Origin of the sequence: Kitasatospora sp. NPDC092286 (genome assembly GCF_044755565.1) — a bacterium.
Lineage (GTDB): Bacteria > Actinomycetota > Actinomycetes > Streptomycetales > Streptomycetaceae > Kitasatospora.
In genome coordinates this window covers 193,058-208,452 of record NZ_JBIVRD010000009.1, presented here as the reverse complement: position 1 = coordinate 208,452, position 15,395 = coordinate 193,058, and the positions used below count along the sequence as shown (strand labels likewise).

Sequence of the window (15,395 nt, the reverse complement as noted above, 5' to 3'; positions counted from 1 at the left end):
GTTCGCGTGCGCGGCCGCCGGTGCCGGCCGCCGGTCAGCGCAGGGTCGAGACCACGCCTCCGACGATGGCCGCCTTGGCCAGCTTCCCGGCCCGGCCGGTGAACACGGTGGGCCGCATGGAGTCGTCCCCGTGGATCAGCTGGAGCAGCCCGTCGCGGCGGCCGAGGCTGAGGCACTGGACGGCGTACCGGAAGGCGAACGGCCTGTCGGTGCGTCCGGCGAGCACCCGGCCGAGGTACTTGCCCATCGGCTGGGCGGTGGCGCAGCCCATCCGCAGGGTGCCGGTCCCGGGGACGGTCACCTCGGCGGCGTCGCCGATCACGTAGACGTCCGGGTGGGAGACCGAGCGCAGACGGTCGTCGACGACGGCCCGACCGCTCGCGGTGACCGCCAGACCGGCCTCGGCGGCCAGCGGGTGCGGTTCCATGGCGGCGGCCCAGGCGACCAGGTCGGCCGGGATCCGGCCGCGCGCGGTGTCCAGGCCCGCCGCGTCGACCGCGGTGACGGTGCTCTGCTCGTGCACCTCGACCCCGAGCCGCTCCAGGACCCGCAGGACGTGGCCCCGGCCCCTGGCCGAGAACCAGCCGCCCACCTGGCCCGCCGCGACGATCCGGACCCGCCACCGCGGGTGGGCCTCGGCCAGCTCGGCCGCCAGCTCGATGCCGGTGGCGCCGCCGCCGACCACGGCCACGGTGCCGGGGCGTTCGGCGGAGCGGAGCCGTTCGGCCAGTTCGGCGGCCTGCTCGGCGGTGCGGGCGTGCTCGGCGGCGCCCGGGACACCGTGCCAGGCGGTGCGGCTGCCGAGGGCGTACACCAGGGTGTCGTAGGAGACGGCCTCGCCGGTGTCCAGGAACACCTTGCGGGCGGTGAGGTCCAGGCGGGTGGCGCGCGCCCGGACGTGCCGTACGCCCCGGCCGCGGATCAGGTCGGCCACGGCGGGCCGGTGCTCGGGGTGGCCGGCGGCGGTCTCGTGCTGGCGGATGCGGTGCAGGAAACGGGTCTCGGGGGCGATCAGGGTCACCCGGTCGCGCTTGCCCGCCCGGGCCGCCGCGGTCAGTCCCGCGTAACCGGCCCCCAGTACGACGATCTGCTTCTCGGTCATGTGTCCGCCTCCTCCGCCGCGCTCTCCGCGCGTGTCCGGGAAGGGGACGACGTGGCCGGCCCGGCTGTGACAGTGACCCGCGTCACGCTCGCGTCACCCCGGCGTCATGCCGTCGGCGCCTCGTTCAGGTGGGCCAGCTTCTCCGGGTTGACCACGGCGTACGCCTCGGTGATCCGGCCGTCGGCGACGGTGAACGCGACCACGCCGCCGATCCGGCCCGGGCTCTCGTACCAGACCAGTCCGGGCTCGCCGTTGACCAGGGCGAAGCCGACTCCGGCCTCGGCCGTGACCCACTTCGAGGCCAGCCCGGCCACCAGCCGGGAGACCTTCTGGGCGCCGAGCACCGGGCGGGCGCCCGCGGTGACGATGCCGCCGCCGTCGGAGTGCCAGACCACGTCCGGGTCGAGGACGGCCAGCAGGCCCTGGATGTCGCCGCCGGCGGTGGCGGCGGCGAAGGCCCGCACCGCCTGCCGGTGCTCGGCCGGATCGGCGGTGGCGCGCCGGCCGCCGTCCTTCACCCGGCGCCGGGCCCGGGAGGCCAGTTGGCGGGTGGCGGCGGGGGTGCGGTCGAGGCCGGCCGCGATCTCGTCGAAGCCGACCGCGAACACGTCGTGCAGCACGAACGCGGCCCGCTCGGCGGGGGTGAGCTGCTCCAGCACGGCGAGCAGGGCCAGGGAGACGGACTCGCCGCGTTCGGCCAGCTCGGCCGGGGAGGCGGGGGAGTCCTCGTAGGAGACGGCCGGCTCGGGCAGCCACTCGCCGAAGTAGGCCTCCCGGCGGGCCCGGGCGGAGCCCAGCTGGTCGTAGCAGAGCCGGGTGACGACGGTGGTCAGGAAGGCCCTCGGGTCGGCGACGGCGGCCTGGTCCGCGGTCCGCCAGCGCAGCCAGGCCTCCTGCAGCACGTCCTCGGCGTCGCTGAACGAGCCGAGCAGCCGGTAGGCGACCGAGCCCAGGTACCGCCGGTTCGCCTCGAAGGCGTCCGGGTCCTGGCCCGCCGTGGAGGGAGCCGAGAGGTCGTCACGCACGGCCCCACCGTAGCGGCCGGCCTCCGGAAGCCGAAGAGCCGGAGTGGGACGTCGGACCGGCCGACCTCTCACTCCGGCTCACCCCGCGAACCGACCGCGGGCTCACCAGGAACCGGACACGGGCTCACCACCGAAGCGGCGCGGGCCCACCACGAGCCGGCCACCCGCCCACCACCGGTCAGTCCACCTCGGCCACCGCCTCGGCGAACTGGGCCTGGTACAGCCGCGCGTACGCGCCGTCCGCGGCGATCAGCTCGTCGTGCGAGCCCTGCTCGACGATCGAGCCGTTCTCCATCACCAGGATCACGTCGGCGTCCCGGATGGTGGAGAGCCGGTGGGCGATCACGAAGCTGGTGCGGCCGGTGCGCAGCCGGGCCATGGCGCGCTGGATCAGCACCTCGGTACGGGTGTCCACCGAGCTGGTCGCCTCGTCCAGGACCAGGATCGACGGCTGCGCCAGGAACGCCCGGGCGATGGTGATCAGCTGCTTCTCGCCGGCGCTGACGCCGGTGCCCTCGTCGTCGATCGCGGTGTCGTAGCCGTCCGGCAGGGTCCGGACGAAGCGGTCCACGTGCGCGGCGCGGGCCGCCTCGATCACCTGCTCGCGGGTGGCCCCGACGGAGCCGTACGCGATGTTGTCGGCGATGGTGCCGCCGAACAGCCAGGTGTCCTGGAGCACCATGCCGATGCCGGAGCGCAGGTCCTCGCGGGACATCGCGGCGATGTCCACCCCGTCCAGGGTGATCCGCCCGCCGCTGACCTCGTAGAACCGCATCAGCAGGTTGACCAGGGTGGTCTTGCCGGCGCCGGTCGGGCCGACGATGGCCACCGTCTGGCCGGGCTCGACCTTCAGCGAGAGGTCCTCGATCAGCGGCTTCTCGGGGTCGTAGCGGAAGGACACGTCCTGGAAGGCGACCCGGCCGCGCACCTCGTCCGGGCGCTCCGGCATGGCCGGCTCCGGGGTCTGCTCGGGCGCGTCCAGCAGCTCGAAGACGCGCTCGGCGGAGGCGACGCCGGACTGCACCAGGTTGGCCATGCTGGCGACCTGGGTGAGCGGCTGGCTGAACTGCCGCGAGTACTGGATGAACGCCTGCACGTCGCCGATCGACAGCGCGCCGCTGGCCACCCGGAGCCCGCCGACCACGGCGACCAGCACGTACTGCAGATTGCCGATCAGCATCATCGCGGGCTGGATGATCCCGGAGATGAACTGGGCCCGGAAACTCGCGCTGTACAGCGCCTCGTTGTGCTCGCGGAAGACCTCGGCGGACTCCTTCTGCCGGCCGAAGACCTTCACCAGGGCGTGGCCGGTGTACATCTCCTCGATGTGCGCGTTGAGTTGCCCGGTGGACTTCCACTGCTGGACGAACTGCGGCTGCGCCCGCTTGCCGACCTTGGCCGCCACGACCACCGACAGCGGGACGGAGACCAGGGCGATCAGCGCCAGCAGCGGCGAGATCCAGAACATCATCGCCAGTACACCGACCACGGTGAGCAGCGAGTTCACCACCTGGCCCATGGTCTGCTGCATGGACTGGCCGATGTTGTCGATGTCGTTGGTGACGCGGCTGAGCACCTCGCCGCGCGGCTGCTTGTCGAAGAAACTGAGCGGCAGCCGGGAGAGCTTGGCCTCGACCTCCTCGCGCAGCCGGTAACCGGCCCGCTGGACCGCCGTGGTGGCGAGTCGTCCCTGGACGATGCCGAACGCGGCGGAGACGGCGTAGATCGCCAGCACCCAGAGCAGTACGGTGCCGATGGCGCCGAAGTCCATGCCCTGGCCGGGGGTGAAGGCGGTCGACGAGAGCAGGTCGGCGACGCCGCCGTCGCCGTGGGCGCGCAGGCCCTCGACGACCTGCTCCTTGGAGGTGCCGGACTGGAAGCGGGCGCCGATCACGCCGGCGAAGATCAGGTCGGTGGCGTGGCCGAGCACCTTGGGGCCGGTCACGGCGCAGCCGATGCTGAGCACGCCGAGGGCCATGACGCCGCTGAGCAGGGCGCGTTCGGGGCGCAGCAGTTTGAGCAGCCGTTTGCCGGAGTTCTTGAAGTCCATCGACTTCTCGGCGCCCTGGCCGCCCATGAACCGGCCGGGGCCGGCCGGTCCGCGGCGGGCCGCCGCGGCCTGGGAGTCGCTGGCGGGCCCGGCCGGGGCCGCCGCGGGCGCCTTCGTGAGTCGGGCGCCCTTCTCGGGGGTGGTCACGCCGCCTCCTGCTCGGTGAGCTGGGAGAGCACGATCTCCCGGTATGTCGGGTTTCCGGCCATCAGTTCGCCGTGGGTGCCGCTGCCGACGACGGCGCCCTCGTCCAGGACGATGATCCGGTCGGCGTCGCGGATGGTGGAGACGCGCTGGGCGACGATCAGCACGGTGGCGTCGGCGGTCTCCCGGGAGAGCGCCTTGCGGAGCCGGGCGTCGGTGGCGTAGTCGAGCGCAGAGAAGGAGTCGTCGAAGAGGTAGACGCCGGGCTTGCGGACCAGGGCTCGGGCGATCGCCAGGCGCTGGCGCTGGCCGCCGGAGACGTTGCCGCCGCCCTGCGCGATGGGCGCGTCCAGGCCTTCGGGGAGACGCTCGACGAACTCCTTGGCCTGGGCGACCTCCAGCGCGTGCCAGAGCTCCTCGTCGGTGGCGTCGGGCCGGCCGTAGCGCAGGTTGCTGGCGACGGTGCCGGAGAAGAGGTACGGCTTCTGCGGGACGAGTCCGACGGTCTCGGCGATCGCCTCGGGGGCGAGGTCGCGCACGTTCACGCCGTCCAGCAGGACCTGGCCCGCGGTGGCGTCGAACAGCCGGGGGACCAGGCCCAGCAGGGTGGACTTCCCGCTGCCGGTGGAGCCGATCACGGCGGTGGTCTCGCCGGGGCGGGCGGTGATGTCGATGCCGCGCAGCACCGGGGCCTCGGCGCCCGGGTAGCGGAACTCGACGTCGCGCAGTTCCAGGTTGCCCCGGCGCAGCACCTCGGTGACCGGCGCGGAGGGCGGGACGACGGTGGAGTCGGTGGACAGCACCTCCTGGATCCGCTCGGCGCAGACCTCGGCGCGCGGCACCATCATGAACATGAAGGTGGCCATCATGACGCTCATCAGGATCTGCATCAGGTAGGAGAGGAAGGCGGTCAGGCCGCCGATCTCCATCCCGCCGCTGTCGATTCGGTACGCGCCGAACCAGAGCACGGCGACGCTGGAGACGTTCACCACCAGCATCACGGCCGGGAACATGAACGACATCAGCCGGCCGACCTGGATGGCGACACCGGTCAGGTCGTCGTTGGCGCGGGCGAACCGGGCCTGCTCGTGGTCGTCCTTGACGAACGCCCGGATGACCCGGATGCCGGTGATCTGCTCGCGCAGGATCCGGTTCACGGTGTCGATCTTCACCTGCATGCTGCGGAACTTCGGGCGCAGCGAGCGGACCAGCAGCACGACGACGACGCCCAGCACCGGGATCACGGCCAGCAGCAGGGCGGAGAGCGGCACGTCCTGATTGAGCGCCATGATGATGCCGCCGACGCACATGATCGGCGCGGCCACCATCAGCGTGAAGGCCATCAGGGCCAGCATCTGGACCTGCTGGACGTCGTTGGTGGTCCGGGTGATCAGCGAGGGGGCGCCGAACTGGCCGAGCTCGCGGGCGGAGTAGCTCTGCACCTGGTCGAAGATGCCGGCCCGGAGGTCCCGGCCGAAGGCCATCGCGATACGCGCGCCGTAGTAGACGGCGCCGATCGAGCAGGCGGCCTGGGCCAGGGTGACCCCGATCATCACCCCTCCGACCTCAAGGATGTAGCCGGTGTCCCCCTTCACCACCCCCTGGTCGATGATGTCGGCGTTGAGCGTCGGCAGATAGAGCGCCGCGAGGGTCGACACCAGCTGGAGCAGTACCAGCAGGGCGATCGGTCGGGAGTACGGGCGCAAGTACGCCCTGAGCAGTCTGATGAGCACTGGCACACTCTTGTCGTCGACGGTGGGATTCGCATCCCGATTCTCGTTCTTCGGTGGACCGGCAAAGGCGATTCCGGGCTTGCGAGCCGGATCTTTGCCCAGTCCTTTGCCGAACGGCCGGGCGTGCCCGGTCGTGCCCCGCGCCGGTGGCCCGCTCGGGTGCCGGCCGGTCGCACCCCCTTACGGAATGGCGGCTTTCCCCCTAGGCTGCTGATAGCCCCCTTGTTACTCGCCGGTACCCGTCCGGTCGGCCGGGGGCCGGCGACCGCCCCCACGGGCGCCGCGACAATCCCTCAGACGGCCACCCGAATCCCTCAGACGGCCACCCGCCACCGGAGGTCCTCGTTGAGTTCCGCGCAGTCCCTGATCGGCTCCGGCAGTGCCGACATCGTCGCCGGGCGTCCCGCCTCCGTCGCCCACCTGTTCCTGGAGCGGGTCGCCGCCACCCCGGGCGGTGAGGCCTACCGCTTCCCCGTCCCGGTCGACGAACACGCGGCGGACAGCACCCCCGGCGCCGAACAGTGGCGCTCGGTGACCTGGGCGCAGACCGCCACCCGGGTCCACGCGGTGGCCGCCGGCCTGCTGTCGCTCGGCATCCGCCCGGAGGACCGGGTCGCGCTGATGGCCTCCACCCGGCTGGAGTGGATCATCGCCGACCTCGGCAACATGTGCGCGGGCGCCGCCACCACCGCCGTCTACCCCAGCACCAACGCGGACGAGACGGCGTACATCCTCTCCGACTCGGGCTCCAGAGCCCTGTTCGTCGAGAACGACACCATGCTCGCCAAGGTCGTCGGCGAGATCGGCCAGCTCCCCGAGCTGCGCACCGCGATCATGTTCGACCCGGCCGACGCCGTCCCGGAGACCCCCGGGCTGAACGTGCTCACCCTGGCCGAGCTGGAGCAGCTCGGCGCCGAGTACCTGGAACGGCACCCGGACGCCATCGAGAAGACCGTCGCCGCGCTCGACAAGGAGCAGCTGGCCACCCTCATCTACACCTCCGGCACCACCGGCCGGCCCAAGGGCGTGCGCCTGGTGCACGACTGCTGGGCGTACCAGGGCCGGGCCCAGGAGGCCAGCCGGCTGCTGCGCACGGAGGACGTGCAGTTCATGTGGCTGCCGCTGTCGCACGTGTTCGGCAAGAGCCTGATCTGCGGCCAGATCGCCACCGGCCACGTGATGGCGGTGGACGGCCGGGTCGACCGGATCATCCACAACCTGCCGGTCGTCCGCCCGACCATGATGGCCTCGGCGCCGCGCATCTTCGAGAAGGTCTACAACGGCATCGCCGGCAAGGCGCGGGCCCAGGGCGGCGCCAAGTACAAGATCTTCCTGTGGGCCGCGCGAACGGCCCGCGCCTACGCCCGCGCCACCCAGGAGAGCCGGATCGCCACCGGCCACGACAGCGCCCCGCTCGGCCTGCGGCTGCAGCACGCGCTCGCCGACAAGCTGGTCTACGCCAAGATCCGGGCCGCCTTCGGCGGGCGGATGCGCGGCTCGGTCTCCGGCAGCGCGGCGCTGGCGCCCGAGATCGGTTACTTCTTCGCCGGTATCGGGGTGCCCGTACTGGAGGGCTACGGCCTGACCGAGTCCTCCGCCGGGATCACCGTCAACCGTGCCGAGGACGTCCGGGTCGGCACCATCGGCACCGTGCTGCCGGGCAGCGAGGTCCGGATCGCCGAGGACGGCGAGATCCTGCTCCGCGGACCCGGCGTGATGCGCGGCTACCACAACCTGCCGGAGAAGACCGCCGAGGTGCTGGAGCCGGACGGCTGGTTCCACACCGAGGACATCGGCGAGATCGGCCAGGACGGCTTCCTGCGGATCACCGACCGCAAGAAGGACATGTTCAAGACCTCCGGCGGCAAGTACGTCGCGCCGAGCGAGGTCGAGGGCAGGTTCAAGGCGGTCTGCCCGTTCGTCAGCAACATCCTGGTGATCGGCAACGGCCGCAACTACTGCACCGCGCTGATCGGCCTGGACGAGTCGGTGATCATGCCGTGGGCCGCCGGGCACGGCCTGGCCGGCAAGCCGTACGCCGAGGTGGTCGCCGATCCGCAGGTGCGCCAGCTGATCGACGGCTTCGTGCGGCGGCTCAACGCCGACCTCCAGCGCTGGCAGACGATCAAGAAGTTCACCCTGCTCCCGCGCGACCTGGACATCGAGCACGGCGAACTCACCCCGAGCCTGAAGATCAAGCGCCCGGTGGTCGAGCGGACGTACGCGGACGCCGTCGCCGAGATGTACGCGGGCGCCAACGAGGCCTGAGCCGCCCCTGCCGTACGGCTCGCCCGGTCGGGTGAGCCGTACGGGACAATGGGGTCATGCCCTCCGCACTTCCCGACGGCGAACCCGTGCCGTCCGACGGTTCCCTGCCCCCGCACGCCCTCGCCGGACTCGGGACGCGGCCCTTCGGCTTCTACCTGCACGTCCCGTACTGCGCCAGCCGCTGCGGCTACTGCGACTTCAACACCTACACCGCCACCGAGCTGCGCTCCTCGGGCGCGGTCGCCTCGCAGGAGACCTACGCGGACAACGTGGTCGCCGAGATCCGGCACGCCCGGCGGGTGCTGGGCGACACCGACCTGCCGGTGCGGACCGTCTTCCTCGGCGGCGGCACGCCCACCCTGCTGCCCGCCCGGGACCTGGTGAAGATGCTCGCCGCGATCCGCGAGGAGTTCGGGCTCGCCGACGGCGCCGAGGTCACCACCGAGGCCAACCCCGAGTCGGTCGACCCGGCGTACCTCGCCGAGCTGCGCGCGGGCGGCTACAACCGGATCTCCTTCGGCATGCAGAGTGCCCGCCCGCACGTGCTCCAGCTGCTCGACCGCCACCACACCCCGGGCCGCCCCGAGGCGTGCGTCGCCGAGGCCCGCGCGGCCGGTTTCGACCACGTCAACCTGGACCTCATCTACGGCACCCCCGGTGAGTCCGACGACGACTGGCGGGCCTCCCTGGACGCCGCGATCGGCGCCGGGCCCGACCATGTCTCGGCCTACTCGCTGATCGTCGAGGAGGGCACCAGGCTGGCCGCCCGGGTCAGGCGCGGCGAACTGCCGATGATCGACGACGATGTGCACGCCGACCGCTACCTGATCGCCGAGGAGGCGCTCGCCGCCGCCGGGTACTCCTGGTACGAGGTCTCCAACTGGGCCACCACCCCCGAGGGGCGCTGCCGTCACAACGAGCTCTACTGGACCGGCGCCGACTGGTGGGGGGCCGGTCCCGGCGCCCACAGCCACGTCGGCGGCGTCCGCTGGTGGAACGCCAAGCACCCGGCCGCCTACGCCCGGGCCCTCGCCGAGCACCGCACCCCCGCCCAGGGCCGCGAACTGCTCACCGCCGAGGACCGCCGGGTCGAGCGCATCCTGCTCGAACTGCGCCTCGCCGAGGGCATCCCGCTCACCCTCCTCACCGACACCGGTCTGAAGGCCGCCGACCGCGCCCTCGCCGACGGCCTCCTCGCCGACACCGCCTACGCGCGGGGCCGCGCCGTCCTCACCCTCCGGGGCCGCCTGCTGGCCGACGCGGTCGTCCGTGACCTGGTGGAGTAGCCCCCTGTCGGACAGGACCTAACAGATCCGCCGGACGGGCTGGCCTGTGAGCTGGGCGATGGTCTCGAAGTCGGCGTCCTGGTGCAGCACGGTCAGCTTGTGCTGGGCGGCCGTGACAGCGACCAGCAGGTCGACCGGGCTGGTGCACTGGTGCCTGCTCGACTGCGCCAGAAGTTGCTGGAGTTCCGCGGCGTCCTGCCAGGCGCTGTCCCGCAGGTGCCGGTACGGGAAGAGCTCACGCAGCAGGTCGGCCGCTTCGAAGTAGGAGGCCCGTCCGCCGACCGCCCGCAGGTACTCCTGGCGGACCGGTTCGCAGAGCAGGACCAGTCCCGCGGTCACCGCCTCGTCCCAGGCCGAGCCGGTCTGGCCGCGCATCAGGCGGACCAGCGCGCTGGTGTCGATCAGGAACTCCTCGGTCACGCGGCCGACCTCGCTGACGTGTCACCGCCGGCCGGGTAGCCGATGGCTGAGAAGTCGATCTCGCCCTCGGCCACCATCTCCCGCATCCGGGCCAGCGCGTCCGCGCGGCGCCGGCGGTCCGCTATCTCGCGGAGGGCGGCATTGACCGTGTCCTTCTTCGTGGTGGTGCCGAGGTAGCGGGCGGCGTCGGCCAGCGCCTCGTCGTCCAGGTCGATCACAGTGCGGGACATGGGGACCTCCCGGTGGCGTATATCCGTTTCGCGAACAGGATATACGCGTTCGCGAACGCGGTACGGCTTGTCGTCAGTCCGGCAGCGTCACGAAGTCGATCAGTTCCTCGACCCGGCCGAGGAGTTCGGGCTCCAGATCCTTGAAGGAGTCCACCGAGGCGAGGATGCGCTTCCAGGCGGCGGGGGTGTCCGCCGGCCAGCCGAGGCGGCGGCAGACGCCCTCCTTCCACACCTCGCCGCGGGGGACGCCGGGCCAGCCGGGGATGCCGACGCTCGCGGGCTTCACGGCCTGCCAGATGTCGATGTAGGGGTGGCCGACGACCAGGACGGCGTCGCCGGTGACCCGGGCGGCGATGCGGTGCTCCTTGGTGCCGGGGAGCAGGTGGTCCACCAGGACGCCGAGGCGGCGGCCGGGGCCGGGGGCGAAGTCGGCGACGATGGCGGGCAGGTCGTCGACGCCCTCCAGGTACTCGACGACCACGCCCTCGATCCGCAGGTCGTCGCCCCAGACCCGCTCGACCAGCTCGGCGTCGTGCCGGCCCTCGACGTAGATGCGCGACTCGCGGGCCACCCGGGCCCGGGCGCCGGGGACGGCGATCGAGCCGGAGGCGGTGCGGCCGGGGGCCCGGGACGGCGCGGGCGCGGCCGCCGGGGGGCGGACCAGGGTGACCGGCCGGCCCTCCAGCAGGAAGCCGCGCGGCACCAGCGGGAAGACCCGGTGCTTGCCGAAGCGGTCCTCCAGGGTGACGGTGAAGCCCTCCGCGGTCTTCTCGCACCGCACCACCGCTCCGCAGAAGCCGGTCGCCGCCTCCTCCACCACCAGGTCCCGCTCGGCGGACACCTCCGGGGCGGGCTGCTGCCGCTTCCACGGCGGGGTCAGGTCGGGTCCGTACTGGTGGCTGCGCATGGAAGGTGACTATAGGGAAATCCGGCGGAGGGCCGGCGGGAGGTCAGAGCCCCGGCGCGCCCCAGACCGGGAACCAGCGGGTGAGGTCCTTCTCCAGCCGCAGGTCGTTCCCGAGCATGGCGTTGACCTGCAGTTCCAGGGGGCTGTTCCGCTTCTCCCCGCCGCCCGGCATCGGCGCGAACGGGTAGAAGGTGCCGCGCTTGTACAGGTAGACCAGCGCCAGCGACTGCCCCCGCTCGTCGCGGAAGGCCACCAGCGAGCAGAGCAGCTGCGGTCCGAAGCCGTTCGCCTCCAGCTCGCTGTTGACCGCGTGCAGGTCGTTGACCAGCTCCGGCAGCTCCTCCGGGGTGTGCCGGGCGAGCAGCCAGGAGTAGCCGTACCCGTCCTTGGAGGCCTCCACCGGGACGCCGCCGCGCTCGGTGTCGGCGTCCAGCAGCGCCCGCACCTGCCGTTCGACCTCGCCGAACGCCCCGCCCTCGACGGCCGCGAAGCAGACCGAGCCGAGACCGGTCGGCCGGAAGCCGGTCGCCGCCTCCAGGGTCAGTGCCGCCGAGGGGACCCCGAACAGCTGGTCGAGGTCGGGCTTGACGGGCTTGGTGCGCCCGAACAGGGCGTCCAGGAATCCCACGGCGGTCCTTTCCCGAGGTGGTTCAGCGGCCCAGCTGGGCCGAGATCTTCGCCAGCTGCTCCAGTCGCTGCTCCAGCGACGGGTGGGTGGAGAACAGCTGCGAGGCGGTCTCCCGGGCGCTCAGCGCCGGGGCGAAGTAGAAGGCGTTGTACGGCTGTGCCTGGCGCAGGTCCTTGGACGGGATCGCGGCGATCTGGCCGGTCACCTTGGTCAGCGCCGACGCGAGCGCGCTGGGCCGGCCGGTGAGCTGGGCGGCGGCGCGGTCGGCGGCCAGCTCCCGGTAGCGGGAGAGCAGCCGGGTGAGCAGGAAGCTGATCGCGTACACCACGATCGACACCAGCGGGATGATCAGCGCGGCGATGGCGGCGTTGGAGTCGTTGTTGTTGCGGCCCCCGCCCATGAACCCGCCGTACATCGCGATCCGGGTCATCGCCCCGGCCAGCACCCCGAGGAACCCGGCGATGGTCATCACCGCCACGTCCCGGTGCGCCACGTGCGAGAGCTCGTGCGCCAGCACGCCCTCCAGCTCCTCCGGCTCCAGCCGCCGCAGCAGCCCGGTGGTCACGCAGACCACGGCGTTCTGCGGGTTGCGGCCGGTGGCGAACGCGTTCGGCATGTCGTTGTCGGCGACCGCCACCCGCGGCTTGGGCATGTCGGCCAGCGCGCAGAGCCGGTCGATGGTGCCGTGCAGCTGCGGATACTGTTCCGGGCTCACCCGGTGGGCGCCCATCGCCCGTTCGGTGATCTTGTCGCTGAACCAGAACTGGGCCACGAAGAGACCGCCCGAGATCAGCACGATCAGTGGCCAGGCCCCGCGCAGCAGCACGATCAGCAGGCCGGTGAATCCGACGTACAGCAGCCCGATCACGAACATCGTCGCGACCATGCGGCCGGTCAGGCCGCGGTCGGGTGCGAAGCGCGTGTGCTGGCCCGAGCTCGACATCGCTGCTCCTCCGTTAGCCGTTCGCTTTCGATGCTGCCACCCGGACGGGCCCTCGGCATCACCCGCGCGCCGGATATTGCGCGCAGGATCACTCGGGCCGGGCCGTTCCTGCCGTCGGACCCGGGCCTTACACTGGCAGGTACGGTTCTGGCACTCGGCTGTTCAGAGTGCCAAAGCCGGGGCCTCCCAGAACGGCCCGCAACATGCCAGAACGGACACATGTCACTACGGACAACGTGCGAAGACGGAGGTGCGTGCCCCATGGCCGGTGAGGTCCGTCAGCTGGACGACCGCAAGCTCGCGGTGCTTCGCGCCATCGTCCAGGACTACGTGGGAACCGAGGAGCCGGTCGGCTCCAAGGCCCTGGTGGAGCGGCACAGCCTCGGCGTGTCCCCGGCCACCGTCCGCAACGACATGGCCGCGCTGGAGGAGGACGGCTACATCCACCAGCCGCACACCAGCGCCGGGCGGATCCCCACCGACAAGGGCTACCGGCTCTTCGTCGACCGGCTCGCCGAGGTCAAGCCGATGAGCGCGCCCGAGCGGCGGGCGATCCGGCACTTCCTGGACGGCGCGGTCGACCTGGACGACGTGGTCGCCCGGACGGTCCGGCTGCTCGCCCAGCTCACCCGGCAGGTCGCGGTGGTCCAGTACCCCTCGCTCTCCCGGTCGACCGTCCGGCACATCGAGCTGGTCGCGCTGGCCCCGGTCAAGGTGATGCTGGTCCTGATCACCAACACCGGCCGGGTCGAGCAGCGGATGATGGACTGCCCGGGCCCGGTCGGCGAGACCCTCCTCGCGGATCTGCGGGCGCGGATCAACGCGCACGCGGTCGGGCAGCGGCTGCCCGAGGTGCCGGGGCTGCTGGAGGAGTTGCCGGCCGGTTTCGAGGCGGCCGACCGGCCGGCCGTCGTCACCGTCCTGGCGACGCTCTTCGAGGCGCTCGCCGAACAGAACGAGGAACGGATCATGCTGGCCGGCACGGCCAACCTGACCCGTTTCGGCCACGACTTCCCGCTCACCATCCAGCCGGTGCTGGAAGCGCTGGAGGAGCAGGTCGTCCTGCTCCGCCTCCTGGGTGAGACCGGCGACGCGGGGATGACGGTCCGGATCGGCCGGGAGAACGCCTACGAGGGGCTCAATTCCACCTCGGTCGTCTCCGTCGGTTACGGTTCGGGCGACGAGAGCGTGGCCAAACTGGGTGTGATCGGTCCGACCCGGATGGACTATCCGGGCACAATGGGGGCGGTGCGGGCGGTGGCACGGTACGTGGGCCAGATCCTGGCCGAGTCGTAGGAACAGCCACCATCAGACCGATGGTGGTACCCAGTCGCAAGCACTACTACAGGCGGAACAAGCGGAGCATTTGGTGGCCACGGACTACTACGCGGTACTCGGCGTCCGACGGGATGCGGGGCAGGACGAGATCAAGAAGGCGTTCCGGCGCCTGGCGCGCGAACTGCACCCGGACGTCAACCCGGACCCGAAGACGCAGGAGCGGTTCAAGGAGATCAACGCCGCCTACGAGGTGCTCTCCGACCCGCAGAAGCGTCAGGTCTACGACCTCGGCGGGGACCCTCTCTCGCCCAACGGCGGCGGAGGCGCGGGCGGCTTCGGCGCGGGCGCGGCCGGTTTCGGCTTCTCCGACATCATGGACGCCTTCTTCGGCGCCGCGGCCGGCCAGCGCGGCCCGCGCTCGCGGACCAGGCGCGGCCAGGACGCCATGATCCGGCTGGAGATCACCCTGGAGGAGGCCGCCTTCGGCACCACCAAGGAACTCCAGGTCGACACGGCCGTCACCTGCACCACCTGCAGCGGGGAGGGCGCCGCGCCCGGCACCTCCGCGCAGACCTGTGACATGTGCCGCGGCAAGGGCGAGGTCTCCCAGGTCACCCGGTCCTTCCTGGGCCAGGTCATGACCTCCCGCCCCTGCCCGCAGTGCCAGGGCTTCGGCACCGTCGTGCCGACCCCGTGCCCGGAGTGCGCGGGCGACGGCCGGGTCCGCGCCCGGCGCACCCTGACGGTCAAGATCCCGGCCGGTGTCGACAACGGCACCCGCATCCAGCTGGCCGGCGAGGGCGAGGTCGGCCCCGGTGGCGGCCCCGCCGGCGACCTGTACGTCGAGATCGCCGAGACCACCCACACGGTGTTCCAGCGCCGCGGGGACGACCTGCACTGCACGGTCACCATCCCGATGACGGCCGCCGCGCTCGGCACCCAGGTGCCGCTGCAGACGCTGGACGGCCTGGAGGAGCTCGACATCCGGCCCGGCACCCAGTCCGGCCAGTCGATCCCGCTGCACGGCCGGGGCATCACCCACCTGCGCGGTGGCGGCCGGGGCGACCTGATAGTGCATGTCGAGGTGCAGACGCCCACCAAGCTCGACGCCGAGCAGGAGGACCTGCTCCGCCGCCTCGCCGTGCTGCGCGGCGAGGAGCGGCCGTCCGGCCAGTTCGCGCCCGGCCAGCAGGGGCTGTTCTCCCGGCTGAAGGACGCGTTCAACGGGCGCTGAGGCGCCCGCAGGAGTGTGCAAGCACCACGAGGGGCGGGGGGGGGGGGGGGCGCGCCGCGCCGCGGCCCCCCCCCCCCCCGCCCCCCCCGCCGCCCCCCCCCCCCCCCCGGGCCCCCCCCCCCCCCCCGGGCGGGCGGGCCCCCCCCC

At 72.3% G+C, this 15,395-nt stretch carries 13 protein-coding genes; 4 read left to right on the top strand and 9 right to left on the bottom strand.

All coding sequences use genetic code 11. The features are described from left to right. Nucleotides 1–34 precede the first annotated feature (34 nt). The 4 genes from ACIQIB_RS12100 to ACIQIB_RS12085 form a co-directional block, all read right to left on the bottom strand. Nucleotides 35–1,102 (bottom strand): NAD(P)/FAD-dependent oxidoreductase, encoded by a 1,068-nt coding sequence (locus ACIQIB_RS12100; protein WP_400757740.1) that lies wholly within the window; start codon nt 1,100–1,102, stop codon nt 35–37. Between the two features lie 104 nt (nt 1,103–1,206). Continuing rightward, nucleotides 1,207–2,127 carry an RNA polymerase sigma factor SigJ gene (gene sigJ, locus ACIQIB_RS12095; protein WP_363607496.1) on the bottom strand — a complete coding sequence of 307 codons (921 nt, stop codon included), beginning with the start codon at nt 2,125–2,127 and terminating at the stop codon, nt 1,207–1,209. 178 nt (nt 2,128–2,305) lie between these two features. After that, nucleotides 2,306–4,324, bottom strand: a complete 2,019-nt coding sequence (locus tag ACIQIB_RS12090; RefSeq protein WP_400651989.1) for an ABC transporter ATP-binding protein — start codon at nt 4,322–4,324, stop codon at nt 2,306–2,308. After that, nucleotides 4,321–6,054, bottom strand: a complete 1,734-nt coding sequence (locus ACIQIB_RS12085) for an ABC transporter ATP-binding protein (RefSeq protein ID WP_363607495.1) — start codon at nt 6,052–6,054, stop codon at nt 4,321–4,323. The genes ACIQIB_RS12090 and ACIQIB_RS12085 overlap by 4 nt, the downstream gene beginning before the upstream one ends. A 345-nt stretch (nt 6,055–6,399) precedes the next feature. Here ACIQIB_RS12085 and ACIQIB_RS12080 point away from each other — a divergent pair, with 345 nt between their 5' ends. Next, nucleotides 6,400–8,322 carry an AMP-binding protein gene (locus ACIQIB_RS12080; protein WP_363607494.1) on the top strand — a complete coding sequence of 641 codons (1,923 nt, stop codon included), beginning with the start codon at nt 6,400–6,402 and terminating at the stop codon, nt 8,320–8,322. 56 nt (nt 8,323–8,378) lie between these two features. After that, nucleotides 8,379–9,608 (top strand): radical SAM family heme chaperone HemW, encoded by a 1,230-nt coding sequence (hemW, locus tag ACIQIB_RS12075; RefSeq protein ID WP_400651993.1) that lies wholly within the window; start codon nt 8,379–8,381, stop codon nt 9,606–9,608. Nucleotides 9,609–9,626: 18 nt separating this feature from the next. Here hemW and ACIQIB_RS12070 read toward each other — a convergent pair whose 3' ends face one another. The 5 genes from ACIQIB_RS12070 to htpX form a co-directional block, all read right to left on the bottom strand. Then, nucleotides 9,627–10,028, bottom strand: coding sequence for a PIN domain nuclease (locus ACIQIB_RS12070; protein WP_363607492.1), 402 nt, complete (start codon nt 10,026–10,028; stop codon nt 9,627–9,629). Continuing rightward, nucleotides 10,025–10,258, bottom strand: coding sequence for a type II toxin-antitoxin system VapB family antitoxin (locus ACIQIB_RS12065; protein WP_363607491.1), 234 nt, complete (start codon nt 10,256–10,258; stop codon nt 10,025–10,027). The genes ACIQIB_RS12070 and ACIQIB_RS12065 overlap by 4 nt, the downstream gene beginning before the upstream one ends. 73 nt (nt 10,259–10,331) lie before the next feature. After that, nucleotides 10,332–11,165, bottom strand: coding sequence for a DUF3097 domain-containing protein (locus ACIQIB_RS12060; RefSeq protein WP_363607490.1), 834 nt, complete (start codon nt 11,163–11,165; stop codon nt 10,332–10,334). 43 nt (nt 11,166–11,208) lie between these two features. Then, nucleotides 11,209–11,793 (bottom strand): hypothetical protein, encoded by a 585-nt coding sequence (locus ACIQIB_RS12055; protein ID WP_363607489.1) that lies wholly within the window; start codon nt 11,791–11,793, stop codon nt 11,209–11,211. Between the two features lie 22 nt (nt 11,794–11,815). Continuing rightward, nucleotides 11,816–12,736, bottom strand: coding sequence for a zinc metalloprotease HtpX (gene htpX, locus ACIQIB_RS12050; protein ID WP_363607488.1), 921 nt, complete (start codon nt 12,734–12,736; stop codon nt 11,816–11,818). A 261-nt stretch (nt 12,737–12,997) separates the two neighbouring features. Here htpX and hrcA point away from each other — a divergent pair, with 261 nt between their 5' ends. Beyond that, nucleotides 12,998–14,032: a heat-inducible transcriptional repressor HrcA gene (hrcA, locus tag ACIQIB_RS12045; protein WP_363607487.1), complete on the top strand. Its 1,035-nt coding sequence runs from the start codon at nt 12,998–13,000 to the stop codon at nt 14,030–14,032. A 73-nt stretch (nt 14,033–14,105) separates the two neighbouring features. Further along, nucleotides 14,106–15,248, top strand: a complete 1,143-nt coding sequence (gene dnaJ, locus ACIQIB_RS12040) for a molecular chaperone DnaJ (RefSeq protein ID WP_363607486.1) — start codon at nt 14,106–14,108, stop codon at nt 15,246–15,248. The last annotated feature ends 147 nt before the right edge of the window (nt 15,249–15,395 follow it).